The sequence below is a fragment of the Pseudomonas batumici genome (assembly GCF_036585405.1).
GTDB lineage: Bacteria > Pseudomonadota > Gammaproteobacteria > Pseudomonadales > Pseudomonadaceae > Aquipseudomonas > Aquipseudomonas batumici.
The window spans coordinates 3,334,727-3,348,741 of the sequence record NZ_CP144470.1 but is presented as its reverse complement, the minus strand read 5'-3'; the positions used below and the strand labels follow the sequence as shown (position 1 = coordinate 3,348,741).

Below are 14,015 nucleotides of genomic sequence, written 5' to 3'. Positions count from 1 at the left end.
GATCCTCCCGCGACGGCTGCCCCGGCGTCGTGGTGTTGTCGGCCCGGCGTGCGGCCCAGGGCGCGAGCAGGAAGCTGAAGGCCAGCCCCAGGCTGACCGCCAGGCCGAAGTTGCTCACCGCCGGCGTGCTGGAAATCGCCAGCAGGCCGAACGACAGCCAGGTGGTCAGGGCCGCCAGCAAGGTGCCCAGCAGGCTGACGGCGGCCCCGCCGACCTGCTCGCGCATCAGGATCGCATAGTCGACGCTGATGGCGGTCACCAGCAGCAGGCCGAACAGGCTGAACAACGTCAACGGTTGGCCGAGCCAGCCGAGGCTGGCCAGGCTGCACAGGGCCGCCAGCAGCGGCAGGGCGACGATCCGCAGGGCGCCGCCGAAGCCGAACGGCAGGATCAGCAACAACACGATCAGCACGCAGGAGGCCAGTTTCAGTTCGGCGGCGCTGACCTGGGTGGCGGCGAAGACCCGGTTCAGTTCGCCCAGTCGATCCACCAGGCGTACGCCCGGCAGACCCTCGGCTTGCGCCCGCAGCAAGTCGGGGTTGTTCAGCCCGCGCAGGCTGACCATGCCCGCCACGCCGTCGGCCTGCGGCCCCAGCCAGAGCAGGCGCCAGGGTTCGGACAGCGGGCCTTTGAGGGCGCTGTCGATATCCTGGATCGGCAAGGCTTGCAGCTGGGTCAGTTCGTTTTGCAAGGCATTGGCTGGGACGCCGAGGTCAAGCAAGGGTTGCCAGAACTCCGGCAGTTGCTTGAGCGAGTCCCGTAGCTGTTGCTGTTCCCGGGGCAGGCTGACCACCTGGTCCAGCGACTGATAGCCCTGGAGTTTGCCCTGGCTCACCAGTTGATCGAGCCGTTCGCCGAGGGCTGTCTGGCGCTCCAGCAACTGCTGTTGGTCGGCAGCCTGTACCAGGAAGAACTGGCTGGTGGGCTGGTAGCCGGTGATCCGCGCGACCGCCTGGGCCTCGGCCTGCAGTTGCGGCGGTGCGGCGACCCATTGGCGGATATCGTTCTTGCTGGTCAGTTGCCACAGGCCACCGGCACAGAACAGCGCCAGCAGCGCCAGCAGCAGGCGGTTGCCGACCTTGCGCAGCAGGGTTTCACGGACCCTCAGCAAGACTTCGCAGACCCGCAGCGGCCACTGCGCCGGACGCAGGTCGCTACCCTTGAGCAATGCCGGCAGCAGGCACACGGCGGTCAGGTAGGCACCGAGCAGGCCTGCGGCGGAGAACACGGCGATCTGGGTCAGGGCCGGAAACGGGGTCCAGGCCAGGGCCAGGTAGCCGATGCAACTGGTGGCCAGGCTCAGGCTCAGCCCGGGCAGGGTGATGCGCAGGGCCGGCCAGCTGTGCCAGGGTTTCAGGCTCCAGCTCTTGGACAGGTAGTGCAGCGGATAGTCCACGGCCACGCCGATCAGGCTGGCCCCCAGCACCAGGGTCATCACGTGCAGATGACCGAACAGCGCCACGCAGGCCACCGTGCCAAACAGCATGCCCACCAGCACCGGGACGAAGGCCAGCAACACCCGCCAACGGCGGAAGGCCAGCAACAGCAGCAGGAGGATGCCGAAGGTGGCGCCGCCGCCGACCCAGGTGATTTCCCGGGTTGCCTGTTGCTGGCCGCTGGCGGCATACAGCAGGCCGCTGGCGGCGAGCAGTTGCGCGTCGTCTTGCCCGGCCTCTTCGCGGCTGTGCTTGAGCAGTTCGGCGACCTGCACCGGCAGCTTCATGTCGAAGGCGTTGCCCCGGGTCCGGGCGCGCAACAGCACCCAGCTTTTACCGTCGGCCTCGGCGATCAATGCGCCGCTGCCGATGTCGAATTGCACCGCGCCGGGTTTCGGTCGGCTGTCCTGGATGCGCCCGGTCAGGCCGAGCCAGTCGTCCTGGCTCGGCACCAGGCTGATCCCGGCGAAGGGATCGAACAGGGCGTGGACCCGCTGCTGGATAAACGCCGCGGGGTGTTCGATCAACTGTTGCCGGTCGGCGCGGGCGAGCATCGCCAGCCGGCTGGCCAGCAGTTGTTCACGCAAGGCCGGCAGGTCGGTCTGCAAGCTCCACTGCACCGTTTCGAACAGTCCGCTGGCCTGCCAGCGCTCACCCAGGCGTTGGGCCAGGGCAATGGCTTTCTGCCGGTCGGCCTGGCCCACCAGCACCAGCATTTCCCGGTTCAACGGTTCCTGCATGCGCTGTTCGGCCTTGAGCTCCAGGGCGTTGGGCGTCGAGCCCGGCACCAGTTCCATGAGGTCCGCCGATAGCGGCGCGCCGTGGCGCCATTGCCAACCGGCGAGCGCCAGCACTGCCAGCAGCAGGATCAGGAACAGGCGCGGCAGCAGGCGTTCACTCGGCAAAGTCATGCTGCTCCGCGTCGCTCAGGGGCCGGTTAGCGTTGCTGTCCTGCATGCGCAGGACCGTACTGTCGCCCTGGGTTTCCAGCAGTTCGATGCGCTGCACCAATTCGCCACCGTCGATATTGATCCGGGTGAAGATCTGCTTGAGTAGCGCCGAGCGTGGTATCAGGGTCAGTTGCCATTGTTTGGCGTCGCCTTGCAGTTGCAGCTCGAAATCCCGCTGCAGGCCACTGCTGTCGCCTTGCAGCACGGCGATGAACAGGCGGTTCTGCTCGGCGCCGGCACTTTTGTTCGGGACCATTTGCCAGCCGCTCGGGTCGCGCCGGGCGATGCCCTTGGCGTTGATGCGGTAGTCCTGCTGCAACGGTGTCTTGAGCAGCCAGAGCAGGCCGTGGTCCTTGGCGAGGACGAAGGTGCCCTTGCTGGTCAGCGGCTGCGGCAGGGCGCGCAGGTGCTTTTCCTGGATGAAGCCGCCGTGGATCACCGAAGGCTTGGCCAGCTGCTCGCTCAGCTGTTGCAGGTCGAAGGTAGACGCGTGGGCGGGCAGGCCCAGGCAGAGCAGTAGAACGATCTGGATCAGGCGGCTCATGCCAGCACCTTCTCGACGGTGGCGACGAAGATCTTGGGCGAGGCCAGTTGCATTTCCCCGCTCTGGATATCCACCGCCACCTGCACGGTGCTGGCGCGGGTCAGGCGTTCGCCGCTGGCCAGGTCGGTGATCAGGTAGTTGACCTTCAGGCGGTTCTCCCACTCCACCAGGTTGGCCCGCACATTGATCTTCTGGCCGAACACCGCCCCGCGCACATAACGCAGTTGCAGGTCGATCACCGGCCACGCGTAACCGGATTCGCGCATCTGCGTGTAGTTGTGGCCGATATGGTCCAGCAGCGCGCAACGGGCGACTTCCAGGTACTTCACGTAATGGCCGTGCCAGACCACATGCATGGTGTCGACGTCGAAGAACGGCACCAGGATCTCGGTATCGACATGCAGCACGCCACGGCTACGCATGCAGCCTCCAGTGTTGCTCGGCGATACGTTGCAGGCACAGGCGCAGTTCGCCTTCGAGGGCGCGGTCTTCGATCACCGGGGCAAAGTCCATGGCCAGGGCTTCATGCATGGCCGCCAGGGCCGGTGGCAAGGGGCGCGCATCGCTGGCCTGGCCGCGCAGCCAGACACCCTGCTGGGCGGCCAGCAAGGTGGCGGCGGCGACCTGCTCGGTCAGCTCCAGCACCCGGATCGCATCGCGGGCGGCAATGGTGCCCATGCTCACCTTGTCCTGATTGTGGCATTCGGTGGAGCGCGAGAACACGCTGGCCGGCATGGTGTTTTTCAGGGCTTCGGCGGTCCAGGCGCTGGCGCCGATCTGCACGGCCTTGAAGCCATGATTGAGCATCGCGCGCTCGGCGCTGGCGCCGGAGAGGTTGCTCGGCAGGCCGTGGTTGTAGCGCACGTCCACCAGCAGGGCGAGCTGGCGATCAAGCAGGTCGGCGACGTTGGCCACCAGGGTCTTGAGGCTGTCCATGGCGAAGGCGATATGCCCGCCGTAGAAGTGCCCGCCGTGGAGCACGCGCTCGGCTTCGGCATCGATGATCGGGTTGTCGTTGGCGCTGTTGAGTTCGGTCTCGATGAACGAGCGCAACCAGCCCAGGCTATCGGCCAGCACGCCGAGGACATGCGGCGCACAGCGCAGCGAGTAGCGATCCTGCAAGCGGTGCAGCGGCGCGGTCGGCGCGTCGATGGCCAGGTCCTGGCGCAACCAGGCGGCGACTTGCATCTGCCCCGGGTGCGGCTTGGCGGCGAACAGGCGTTCGTCGAAATGCTCCGGGTTGCCTTGCAGCGCCACCACGTTGAGGGCGGTGATACGGGTCGCCAGTTGCAGCAGGTAGTCGGCGCGGGCAAAGGCCAGACAGGCCAGGCCGGTCATCACCGCGGTGCCGTTCATCAGCGCCAGGGCTTCCTTGGGCCGCAGCACCAGCGGCTCCCAGCCGAGCTCACGGTGCACGTCGCAGGACTGGCGGCGTTCGCCGCGAAACAGCACTTCGCGCTCGCCGGACAGGGTCGCGGCCACGTAGGACAGCGGCGTCAGGTCGCCGCTGGCGCCGACCGAGCCCTCTTCGGGGATCAGCGGCAGGATGTCCTCGTCGAGGAACGCCTGCAGGCGCTCCAGCAGTTCCACGCGCACGCCGGACACGCCCTGGCACAGCGACTGCAAGCGCGCCGCCAGCACGGCGCGGGTGGCCTGCGGGTCGAGCAACTGGCCCAGGCCGCAGCCGTGGAAGGTGTAGAGGTGACGGGGCAGGGCCTCGACATGGTGCAGCGGCACCGCCACCACGCAGGAGTCGCCGTAGCCGGTGGTGACGCCGTAGATCACGCCTTCCTTGTCCAGCAACGAGTCAAGGAACTGCGCGCCCTTGGCAATGCGCTGGCGGAACGCCGGGTCGCCTTGCAGTTGCGTGGGCACCTGACGGTTGGCCAGGGCCAGCACGTCTTCGATGCGCAGCGGGAGTTCGCCGAAGGTGACCGGCTCAAGCGGATGCGTTGTCATCGGATTTCCAGAAAGGGTAGAAATTGAACCATTGGAGCGGTGCCTGCAGGCAGTAGTGGCCCAGGCGCTCGGCGTAGCGGGCGGCCCAATGGGCGACGACCTGTTCGCGGTCGCTGCGTTTCCACTGTACCGCCTCGGTGAAGGGTTCGAGGGTGATGCGGTAGCGGCCCTGGAGTTTCACGCAGAACAACAGGTTGACCGGGCATTTCAGCAAGCCGGCCAGCAGCCATGGGCCTTGTGGGAACGCGGCGGGATGGCCGAGGAAATCCACCCGTACGTGGCGTCCGCCATGCAGCGGCACGCGGTCGCCGGCAATCGCCAGCCACTCGCCGCGATCCAGGCGCTGGCTCAGTTGCAGCATGGTCGCCGGGTCCAGCTCGCTGACCTGGATCAGCCGCAGGTTGGTCGCCCCGGCCTCGCCCAACAGGCGGTTGAAGCGTTCGGCGTGCTTGGTGTGCACCAGCACGTTCATGGTGACCTTCTCGCCCAGTTCGGCGAGGGCGCGGCAGACTTCCAGGTTGCCCAGGTGCGCGCCCACCAGCATCTGTCCGCGTGCGCCACGCAACTGATCGCGCAGCAGGGCCGGATCGATGATCTCGAGCTGTTCGAGGCGCAGCTTGCCGTTCCACACGTCGAGCTTGTCCAGCAGCGAGTCGGCAAAGGCCATGAACTGCCTGAAGACCTTCATCCAGGTCGGTCGCAGGCCGCTTTGACCACTCCAGTCGGCCAGCCGCTGCTGGTATTGCCAGGCACTGTGCCGGGCGCCGCGGCCGAACAGGAAAAAGTACAGGACGATGCCGTGCAGCAGCGGGCTGAGCAGTTTGCGGCCGAGGACCTTGACGCCGAAGGCGGTCAGTTTCATCAGCCAGAAGCTGCCGCGTTCCTGGTGGTCGGCCCAGTGTTTTGGCTGGTCGCTCATGTCCGCCACCGTCGCCAGAGGATGCTCGGCAGGCGCACCAGCATGCCGAAGAACATCCGCGCGTGCATGTTGGTAATCAGTGCGTTGTCGTGGAACAGGCGAAAGTGCGAGAGGCCGTCCTGGGGATAATGAACCTTGATCGGCAGCCAGCGCATGGGCTGGTTGCGCCAGGCCAGGCGCACGAGGATCTCCGAGTCGAAGTCCATGCGCTTGCCCAGCTTCGCCGAGTCGATCAGCGCCAGCACCGGGGGCAGCGGGTAGACCCGGAAGCCGCACATGGAATCGCGGATCTGCAACGACAGGCTGTTGATCCAGACCCAGATGTGGGTCAGGTAGCGGGCGTAGAACCGGCTCTTGGGCACGCTCTCGTCGTATTGCGGGTAGCCGCAGATCAGCGCCTCGGGGTGGCTGCGCGAGGCGTCGAGGAAACTGGCGACGTCGCTCAGGTCGTGCTGGCCGTCGGCGTCCACCTGCAGGGCGTGGCTGAAGCCCAGGCGCGCGGCTTCCCGCAACCCGACCATGACCGCACCGCCCTTGCCCTGGTTGGTCGGTAGTTTCACCAGGAAGGTCCGTTCATGCTCGGCGAGTTGTTCCAGCACCGCCGCGCAGGCCGGGCTGCTGCCATCGTCCACCAGCACACAGGGCAGGCCGGCGCGCAGCAGGGCTTCGACCACCGCCGGTACGGCGGTTTCATGGTTGTACACCGGGATCAGAGCGCAAGGCTTATGCATGGGCCGCCTCCAGCACGATGCGTCCGCTGGAGCAGGCGGACGTCGCATTGCGAAAGGCGAAGTGGAGTTTGCTGCGTTCTCGGTCGAAGCGCAGGCTCAGTTCGAGCCGGTCGCCCGGGCGTACCAGTTGCTGGAACTTCAGCACCTCCATACCGGCGAATTTCGCCGGCAGATCGAGCAATTGCCGGCCCAGGTCCAGCGCCCAATCCACCTGCACCACCCCGGGCAATACCGGTGTCACCGGGAAATGCCCGCTGAAATAGGCCAGGTCCGGCGGCACTGCCAGTTGCAACAGCCATTCATCGTCGTCTGCCTGCCGGGCCAGCACCTCGGGTCCTTTGGGGCGCGGGGCGCGGAGCAAGGCTTCGACTTCCGCCTGGGGCAGTTTCCCCTGGGCATTGAGCGGCAACTGGCGCAGCAGGCGCCAGCGGCGTGGCAGGGCCAGGACTTCGCAGTGTCGCAGCAGGTGCTGGCGCAGGCCGTCGGTCAACGCGCGTCGGCCCTGGTTGCGCAAGGCATGCAGGCCATCCTCGCTGAGCACCAGCAAGGCCCCCAGGTAAGCGCGGTTTTCCTGGACCACGGCCAGGCGCGCCTCGGCGACCCAGGCATGTTCCACCAGGGCCTTTTCCAGCATCGGCAGCGAAATGCGTTTTTCTTCCAGCTTGACGATGCGGTCCAGCCGCCCCAGCAGTTCGAAACGGCCGTCGGCTTCGAAGCGCGCCGCGTCGGCGGTGTGCTCGACATGGCCCGCGGGCAGGTAGGGCGAGGCCACGCGCAGGGCGCCGTCGCTGTCCTGGCTCAACTGCACATCGGCGAACGGCTGCCACAGCGAATCGCCCTGGCGCCAGGCAATGCCGCCGGTTTCCGAGCTGCCGAAGATTTCCGTCGGCCATTGCCGCAAGCGTTGCTGCAGGCTGGACGCGGCCTCGGGCGGGAGTGCGCCGCCGGAGGAAAACACCCGGCGCACCTGGCTCAAGGCCGGCCAGTCGAGGTTGTCACCCATGCGCTTGAGCAGGGCCGGGCTGGCGACCCAGGCGAACTGCGGATGTTCACGACTGGCGCATTGCAGGTCTTCGGGGAAGGCCAGTTGCTTGCGCACAAAGGTGCGGCCGGCACACAGCGGCCAGAGCACGCGGAACAGCAAACCGTAGATATGCTGGGTGGCGACGCTGCCGATGAGGCAGGCCTGGTCGAGGTCGGCGCCCCAGAGCTGCTCCAGGGCCAGGACTTCATTGGCCAGCTGGCGCAGGCTTTTGTCGATGCGCTTGGGTTCGCCACTGGAGCCGGAAGTGCACAGGCTCAGGCGGCAGGTGTCCAGGTCGAGTTCGGCGCGGTCCAGAGGCTCGGTGTAGAGCGCTTCGAGACCGGCGCTGTCGGTCAGCCACAGGTCGACGTCCGCCGCCCAGCGTTGGCGGGTCTGCTCTTGCAGGTCCGCGGGCAACAGCACCCGAACGCCGGCCCGCCAGGCACCGAGCAGGGCAATCGCCAGTTCCCCGGCATCTTCCAGGTACACGGCGATATGTTTCACGCCGCGCGCCCGCAAGCCGGCCGCCAGGCTCAAGGCCTGTTGCGACAGCTCGCTGTGATCCAGCGGCGGATCGAAGGTGACCGCACGTGGGCCGTGCGACTTGAGCAACAATTGCTCAAGGTTTATCCAGTTCATGCGTGGCCCCTTACCCGTTGTCGTACCAGCCACTCAATGGCAAACAGCAAGCCCATCAGTCCGTAGGAGATCAGGCCGGTGTACAACATCCACCAACTCAGCGGCGCCCAGACGGTCAGGGCGGCGGCGATCAGGCCGTTACAGAGAAAGAACAGGCTCCAGACCCGGGTCACCTGTCTCGTATAGTTGATCGCCGCGTCCGGCAATTGCGGTTCCCTGAGGCGGGCCAACCGCTCGACCACCGGCGGGCCGAATTTCAGGCTCAGGCCGAACAGGCCGAGCATGAAGGCGCTGATCAGCACCGGGTACCAGCGCAGCAGCAACGGGCTGTTCAGCAACGCCAGCAAGCCGCAGAACGCGATGGCGCACAGCGCCATCCACAGGCTGCCGGGCCGCCGTTCGCCGGTCAGGATCCGGGCCAGCCACAGGCCGCCGAGCAACAGCCCGAACTGCCAGGGGGCGAAGTGCTCCATGCCGAAATACACCGCAAAGGGGTACAGCAGGCCCGCCAGCAGCAGGCCCAGGCCGATCAGGCGTTTCATGCGGCCGGTTGCACCAGGCGAAAGACCGCCTCGACCACATCGTTGACGGTACGCACCGACTTGAATTCCTCGGCGGCGATTTTCTTGCCGGTCTGACGCTTGATGTGGTCGATCAGGTCCACGGCATCGATGCTGTCGATTTCCAGGTCCTGGTACAGGTTGCTGTCCAGGTTGACGCGCGCGGGTTCCAGTTCGAAGAGTTCGACCAGGGCATCGCGCAGGGTGCTGAAGATGTCGTCACGGGTTTGCATGGTACGGTCTCACTGTGCCTGTTTTGCCGTGACGAAAGCCGCAAGGCTGGCCACGTTGGAGAAATGGTCGCGGGTGTCCTTGGCGTCCGCGTCGATCTTGATACCGTAGCGTTTCTGGATCGCCAGGCCGAGTTCGAGGGCGTCCACCGAGTCCAGGCCCAGGCCTTCGCCGAAGAACAGGGGTTGCTCGTTGCCGATGTCTTGCGCGCTGATGTCTTCCAGGCCCAGGGCCTCGATGATCAGTTCCTTGATCTCAAGCAGCAGGGCGGGGGTTGGATCGCTCATCTGAGGCGAGCTCCTTAATGAAGTAATGGTGCAGATAATCGTTCAGTTTGCGCGAGGCCCGGGGCGTGGGGCCCAGCGCGGCAAAGCTTTGTGGGTCTATATCGGCGCCGACACGGAAACTGAAGTGCACGCGGCGTCGGGGTATGCGATACCAGGGTTCGGCCTTGGTCAGGGTGGTAGGACTGACCTTGATCACCACCGGTGTGATGATTCTCGCACCGCGCAGGGCAATCGCGGCGGCGCCGCGATGAAAGGCCGGTGCCGCGCCCGGCGTGGTCCGGGTGCCTTCGGGGAAGACGATCAGGGTCTGGCCGTCTTGCAGGGCGCCGGCGGCGGCGTCGAGCATGTCGATGCTGCCGTTGTTGCTGATGTATTCGGCGGCGCGCACGGGCCCGCGGGTGAAGGGGTTTTGCCAGAGGCTCTGCTTGACCACGCAGTTGGTATGGCGCACCAGGCCGATCAGGAACACCACGTCGATCAACGACGGGTGGTTGGCGATGATCATCTGGCCAGGACGCCCGAGTTTCTCCGCACCGATGACTTCATAGGTCAGTACGCCGGTGCGGGCCATGAAGCGGATGAACAGCCAGGATAGCCGGCTGATCGTTTGTCGTGCGCGCAGGCGCTGACGTTCGGCATCGCCCGGCAGGCAACTGAGCAAGGGCAGGATCACCAGGCGCAGGCACAGGCCGCTCAACCCGAAGAGGGCGAAGCTCAGGGCGGTGGCCAGCAAGCGCCAGTAATAGGCGTCGCGGCGCTTGGTCATGGTCGGCGTTGCCAGTTCCATACCCGGTTTTTCCATACGTGTCGGCACGTGGGGTGTTGGCCCAACAGGGTACGCAATAGATCGAGGGCATGGGGCCACTGGGGCGGGTTGGGCTCGTCCTGGCCGCTTTCGAGGGACAGTTGCCACTCGTCGCCTGGCGTCAGCAGCAGGCCGAGGGCGTAGGGGAACGGCACGTCGTCGATCCAGCGGTGGTAGGCCTCGGGCGGTTGCTCTTCGGCGATCACCAGCAAGACCGCGGGCGCCCCTTCATCGAGCAGCGCGGCGGCCTCGAGGATGCCATGCTCCAGGCCGTCGCCGTTGGCGGCCAAGGCGGTCATTTCGCAGGTCGAGCCGCGCAGGATCGACCACAGGCCAATCACTGCGTTGTGCACCGAGAGGCTGAACTGGGTGGGCGACAACGGCTGGTCGGCGGCCAGGTCGCAGAGGATTTCGAAGGTGCGTGGGGTTTCGCCGTGCCGGGAGATGAACACCAGCGGCAGTTGTGCGTGACCCTCGGCCAGTGGCCAGCCGACGCTGAACGCCATGCGCGCCAGGCGGCTGAGACGGCGGCGCTGCATGGCCGGCAGGAAGGACACGTCCGGTGCCGCATCGCTGGGCGCGGGGATGCCGGGCTGGCGGCTCCAGGCCTGCCAGTCGTCCACACTTTCCAGGCCCGGAGCCCAGGCGCGCCATTGGGCGATGTTGAAGTTGATCACTGAATGTCTTCCCGCCCCTGCGGGCTTCCTTGAACGCCATGGTTGATCCCTGAACCCCTACCAACCCTGGTGTGGCGCTACGGCCGAGTGGCGCGCATTATCCCGGTGCGCAAGGCCTGTAGCAAATTTTTGGTTACATTTTGCTCGATTAAATTGACGAAATGCGAGCGGATTGATGTCAGCTGGCTATTATTCGTATTTTTTTTGATACGTCTGTCAGCGATTTCGTAATTTGCTGGGAAAGTTCCCGGTCTGAGTGAGGTTATTGCGATGGGCGGCGTAGTACTCGTCCCGGCAAGCTGGCGCGGCAGCGGTCAAGCCCTCTACACTCGGTCATTCATTGATACACGGAGGTCTTGTCATGCGGCGTGTGGTGTTCAATCAGAAAGGCGGGGTCGGCAAGTCGAGCATTGCCTGCAACTTGGCGGCGGTCAGCGCCAGCGAGGGCTATCGGACCCTGCTGGTGGATCTCGATGCCCAGGCCAACTCCACGCAATACCTCACCGGGCTGACCGGCGAGGAAATTCCCATGGGTATCGCCGACTTCTTCAAGCAGATCCTGTCGTCCGGGCCGTTCTCGAAGAAAAACCAGGTGGATATCTACGAGACGCCCTTCGACAACCTGCACGTGATCACCGCCACGGCCGAACTGGCGGACCTGCAGCCCAAGCTTGAGGCCAAGCACAAGATCAACAAGCTGCGCAAATTGCTGGACGATTTGTCGGAGGATTACGACCGGATTTACCTGGATACGCCGCCGGCGCTGAACTTCTATGCGGTTTCTGCGTTGATTGCGGCCAATCGTGTGTTGATTCCCTTCGATTGCGACAGTTTCTCCCGGCAGGCGTTGTATGGCCTGCTGGCCGAGATCGAAGAGTTGAAGGAAGACCACAACGAAGACCTGCAAGTGGAAGGGATCGTGGTCAACCAGTTCCAGGCGCGGGCGAGTCTGCCGCAGCAGATGCTCGACGGCCTGATTGCCGAGGGCTTGCCGGTGTTGCCGGTGTACCTCACCAGTTCGGTGAAGATGCGCGAGTCCCATGAGGCGAACCAGCCGCTGATCCACTTCGATCCGCGGCACAAGCTGACCCAGCAGTTCGTCGAGCTGCACGCGCTGCTGGAGCACAACGCCTGACCCGCCTTTGCGCGGGCCTCAGAGACCTTGGCTGCGCAGCCAGGCCAGCAACTGCGGTAGCGGGAAGGCGCCGCTCTGGCGCGCCACTTCCTGGCCGTTTCTGAACAGGATCAGGCTGGGGATCGAACGAATCCCCAGCTGTGCCGACAACTGCGGATTGGCCTCGCTGTCGAGCTTGGCCAGGCGGCATTTGCCGGCCAACTGCGCCGCCGCCTGTTCGAACACCGGCGCGAAGGATTTGCACGGTCCGCACCAGTCCGCCCACACATCCACCAGCAACGGCAGGTCGCCCTTGATCTGGCTGGCGTAGTCGCCCTGTTTCAATTCGAACGGTTTATCCAGCAGGACCGCGGCCTTGCAGCGCCCGCATTTCGGCTGGTCGCCCAGGCGTTCGGCGGGGATGCGGTTGAGGCCGTTGCAATGGGGGCAGGGGATCAGTAGTGGTTCGGACATCAGCGGGCTCCAGGGAAGTGGCCAATACCCCCTTATCTGGAGCCGGGTGCGGGTTTTATCAAGCCTTGTTGCATACCCTCACATTTTCAACTGTCGGCGTTCGACCCGGAAATCTAGTCTGGGAGAACGCACCGTCAGTCGGATTGGCGCTATAGCAAATTGCGATACATCTGAACCGGCTCACGAAGAACAACTGATCTCCAGATGCTTGCCCCACTCCGGTGGTCGTTCGGCGTAGCGCTCCATATCTGGTTGCTCTTCGAACGGCTTGCTCAATACGGCATGGAGTCGCCGCACTTCCTCGTAGTCGCCATTTTCCGCCGCATCGATGGCCTGCTGCGCCAGGTAGTTGCGCAGGATGTACAGCGGGTTGACCGCGTGCATCCGCGCCTTGCGCCGGGCCTGGTCCTGATCCGGTTCGCGGGCGACCCTGGCCTGATAGCGCTCGGCCCAGGCGTCGAACCCCTTGATATCGATGAAGTCATCGCGCAGGCGCGCCGTGGCCTGGGCGGCTGATTCATCCCCCAGGCGTCGAAAGAACAAGGTGTAGTCGACGCCACCGACCTGCATCAGTTGCAGCAGGCTTTCCACCAGTTTCTGGTCGTCGTCTTCGGCGCAGGTCAGGCCGAGACGGCGGCGCATCAGGTCCAGGTAGTGGGCCTGGAACAGCGGCAGGAACAGGCCCAGCGCTTCACGCAGGGCCTCGACGCTGATGAATGGCGTCAGGGCCTGGGCCAGCGCGCTGAGGTTCCACTGGCCGATGGGCACCTGGTTGCTGAACGAGTAGCGGCCCTGGTCGTCGGAATGGTTGCAGATGAAGTTCGCGTCGAAATCATCGAGAAAGGCGAACGGGCCGAAGTCGAAGGTGATGCCCAGGATCGACATGTTGTCGGTGTTCATCACGCCGTGGCAGAAGCCGTAGGCCTGCCACTTGGCGATCAGTTCGGCATTGCGCTCGACGATCTCGCGGAACATCGCCAGGTAAGGCTCCGGCTGTTCCAGGCACTCGGGGAAATGCATCGCCAGCACGTGCTCGCCGAGCTGCTTCTGCTGCTCCGGTTGCCGGGTGTAGTAGAAATACTCGAAATGACCGAAACGCACATGGCTGGGCGCCATGCGCAGGAGCATGGCGCCGCGCTCCTGTTTTTCGCGCCAGACCGGCGTGTCGGAGCCGATCACGCACAGCGCGCGACTGCTGGGAATGCCCAGCGCATGCAGGGCTTCGGAGGCGAGGAACTCGCGGATCGACGAGCGTAGCACCGCCCGTCCGTCGCCCATGCGCGAATAAGGCGTTTGCCCGGCGCCCTTGAGGTGCAGGTCCCAATGCTCGCCCGCGTCGTTATACACCTCGCCTAGCAACAGCCCGCGACCGTCGCCCAGGCGCGGGTTGTAGAAACCGAACTGATGCCCCGAATAGACCATCGCCCGGGGTTCGGCCTCGGCCCAGAGCTTGTGGCCGCCGAACAGCTCGGCGAACACCGGCTCCTCGGCAATGGCCGGGTCCAGGTCGAGCAGGGCCATGGCCGCCGGACTCACCGCCACCAGCCGCGGATTATCGAGGGGTTCGGGCAGGATATGGGTGGAAAACCCGTCGCCCAGGCGGGCGAAGCGGTTATCGAAGGTCAGTTCGTCGAGGGCTTTCAACGGCCGGCTCCAGGGGAATGT

Annotated in this window: 14 protein-coding genes and 1 pseudogene; 1 reads left to right on the top strand and 14 read right to left on the bottom strand. The window is 65.3% G+C overall.

Translation table 11 applies throughout. The features are described 5' to 3' along the window. Nucleotides 1–43: 43 nt before the first annotated feature. The 12 genes and pseudogenes from NUH87_RS15055 to NUH87_RS15000 form a co-directional block, all read right to left on the bottom strand. Nucleotides 44–2,347: pseudogene (locus NUH87_RS15055) on the bottom strand (MMPL family transporter); the annotation flags it as partial. Next, on the bottom strand, nucleotides 2,331–2,930 hold the full coding sequence (locus NUH87_RS15050; RefSeq protein ID WP_338526663.1) for an outer membrane lipoprotein carrier protein LolA: 600 nt from the start codon (nucleotides 2,928–2,930) through the stop codon (nucleotides 2,331–2,333). The gene NUH87_RS15050 and the pseudogene NUH87_RS15055, both read right to left, overlap by 17 nt. After that, complete coding sequence (locus tag NUH87_RS15045; protein WP_338526661.1) at nucleotides 2,927–3,352, bottom strand: acyl-CoA thioesterase; 426 nt, start codon at nucleotides 3,350–3,352, stop codon at nucleotides 2,927–2,929. The genes NUH87_RS15050 and NUH87_RS15045 overlap by 4 nt, the downstream gene beginning before the upstream one ends. Further along, nucleotides 3,345–4,889, bottom strand: a complete 1,545-nt coding sequence (locus NUH87_RS15040) for an aromatic amino acid ammonia-lyase (protein ID WP_338526660.1) — start codon at nucleotides 4,887–4,889, stop codon at nucleotides 3,345–3,347. Before NUH87_RS15040 ends, NUH87_RS15045 begins: the two co-directional genes overlap by 8 nt. Beyond that, nucleotides 4,870–5,808 carry a glycosyl transferase gene (locus NUH87_RS15035; protein WP_338526659.1) on the bottom strand — a complete coding sequence of 313 codons (939 nt, stop codon included), beginning with the start codon at nucleotides 5,806–5,808 and terminating at the stop codon, nucleotides 4,870–4,872. The genes NUH87_RS15040 and NUH87_RS15035 overlap by 20 nt, the downstream gene beginning before the upstream one ends. Then, on the bottom strand, nucleotides 5,805–6,539 hold the full coding sequence (locus NUH87_RS15030) for a glycosyltransferase family 2 protein (RefSeq protein ID WP_338526657.1): 735 nt from the start codon (nucleotides 6,537–6,539) through the stop codon (nucleotides 5,805–5,807). Before NUH87_RS15030 ends, NUH87_RS15035 begins: the two co-directional genes overlap by 4 nt. Next, on the bottom strand, nucleotides 6,532–8,202 hold the full coding sequence (locus tag NUH87_RS15025; protein WP_338526656.1) for an AMP-binding protein: 1,671 nt from the start codon (nucleotides 8,200–8,202) through the stop codon (nucleotides 6,532–6,534). Before NUH87_RS15025 ends, NUH87_RS15030 begins: the two co-directional genes overlap by 8 nt. After that, on the bottom strand, nucleotides 8,199–8,744 hold the full coding sequence (locus NUH87_RS15020; protein WP_338526654.1) for a hypothetical protein: 546 nt from the start codon (nucleotides 8,742–8,744) through the stop codon (nucleotides 8,199–8,201). The genes NUH87_RS15025 and NUH87_RS15020 overlap by 4 nt, the downstream gene beginning before the upstream one ends. Next, nucleotides 8,741–8,995 (bottom strand): acyl carrier protein, encoded by a 255-nt coding sequence (locus tag NUH87_RS15015; RefSeq protein ID WP_338526653.1) that lies wholly within the window; start codon nucleotides 8,993–8,995, stop codon nucleotides 8,741–8,743. Before NUH87_RS15015 ends, NUH87_RS15020 begins: the two co-directional genes overlap by 4 nt. Nucleotides 8,996–9,004: 9 nt before the next feature. Continuing rightward, nucleotides 9,005–9,280 (bottom strand): phosphopantetheine-binding protein, encoded by a 276-nt coding sequence (locus tag NUH87_RS15010; RefSeq protein ID WP_338526651.1) that lies wholly within the window; start codon nucleotides 9,278–9,280, stop codon nucleotides 9,005–9,007. Beyond that, nucleotides 9,249–10,067, bottom strand: coding sequence for a lysophospholipid acyltransferase family protein (locus NUH87_RS15005; protein WP_338526650.1), 819 nt, complete (start codon nucleotides 10,065–10,067; stop codon nucleotides 9,249–9,251). Before NUH87_RS15005 ends, NUH87_RS15010 begins: the two co-directional genes overlap by 32 nt. After that, nucleotides 10,043–10,762 (bottom strand): beta-ketoacyl synthase chain length factor, encoded by a 720-nt coding sequence (locus NUH87_RS15000; RefSeq protein WP_338526648.1) that lies wholly within the window; start codon nucleotides 10,760–10,762, stop codon nucleotides 10,043–10,045. The genes NUH87_RS15005 and NUH87_RS15000 overlap by 25 nt, the downstream gene beginning before the upstream one ends. A 361-nt stretch (nucleotides 10,763–11,123) precedes the next feature. Here NUH87_RS15000 and NUH87_RS14995 point away from each other — a divergent pair, with 361 nt between their 5' ends. Further along, a complete protein-coding gene (locus tag NUH87_RS14995) occupies nucleotides 11,124–11,897 on the top strand; it encodes a ParA family protein (RefSeq protein WP_338526646.1) in 774 nt (257 codons plus the stop codon). 18 nt (nucleotides 11,898–11,915) lie between these two features. Here NUH87_RS14995 and trxC read toward each other — a convergent pair whose 3' ends face one another. Continuing rightward, a complete protein-coding gene (gene trxC, locus NUH87_RS14990; protein ID WP_040063753.1) occupies nucleotides 11,916–12,350 on the bottom strand; it encodes a thioredoxin TrxC in 435 nt (144 codons plus the stop codon). 180 nt (nucleotides 12,351–12,530) lie between these two features. Further along, nucleotides 12,531–13,994 carry a protein adenylyltransferase SelO gene (selO, locus tag NUH87_RS14985; protein ID WP_338526644.1) on the bottom strand — a complete coding sequence of 488 codons (1,464 nt, stop codon included), beginning with the start codon at nucleotides 13,992–13,994 and terminating at the stop codon, nucleotides 12,531–12,533. Nucleotides 13,995–14,015 lie beyond the last annotated feature (21 nt).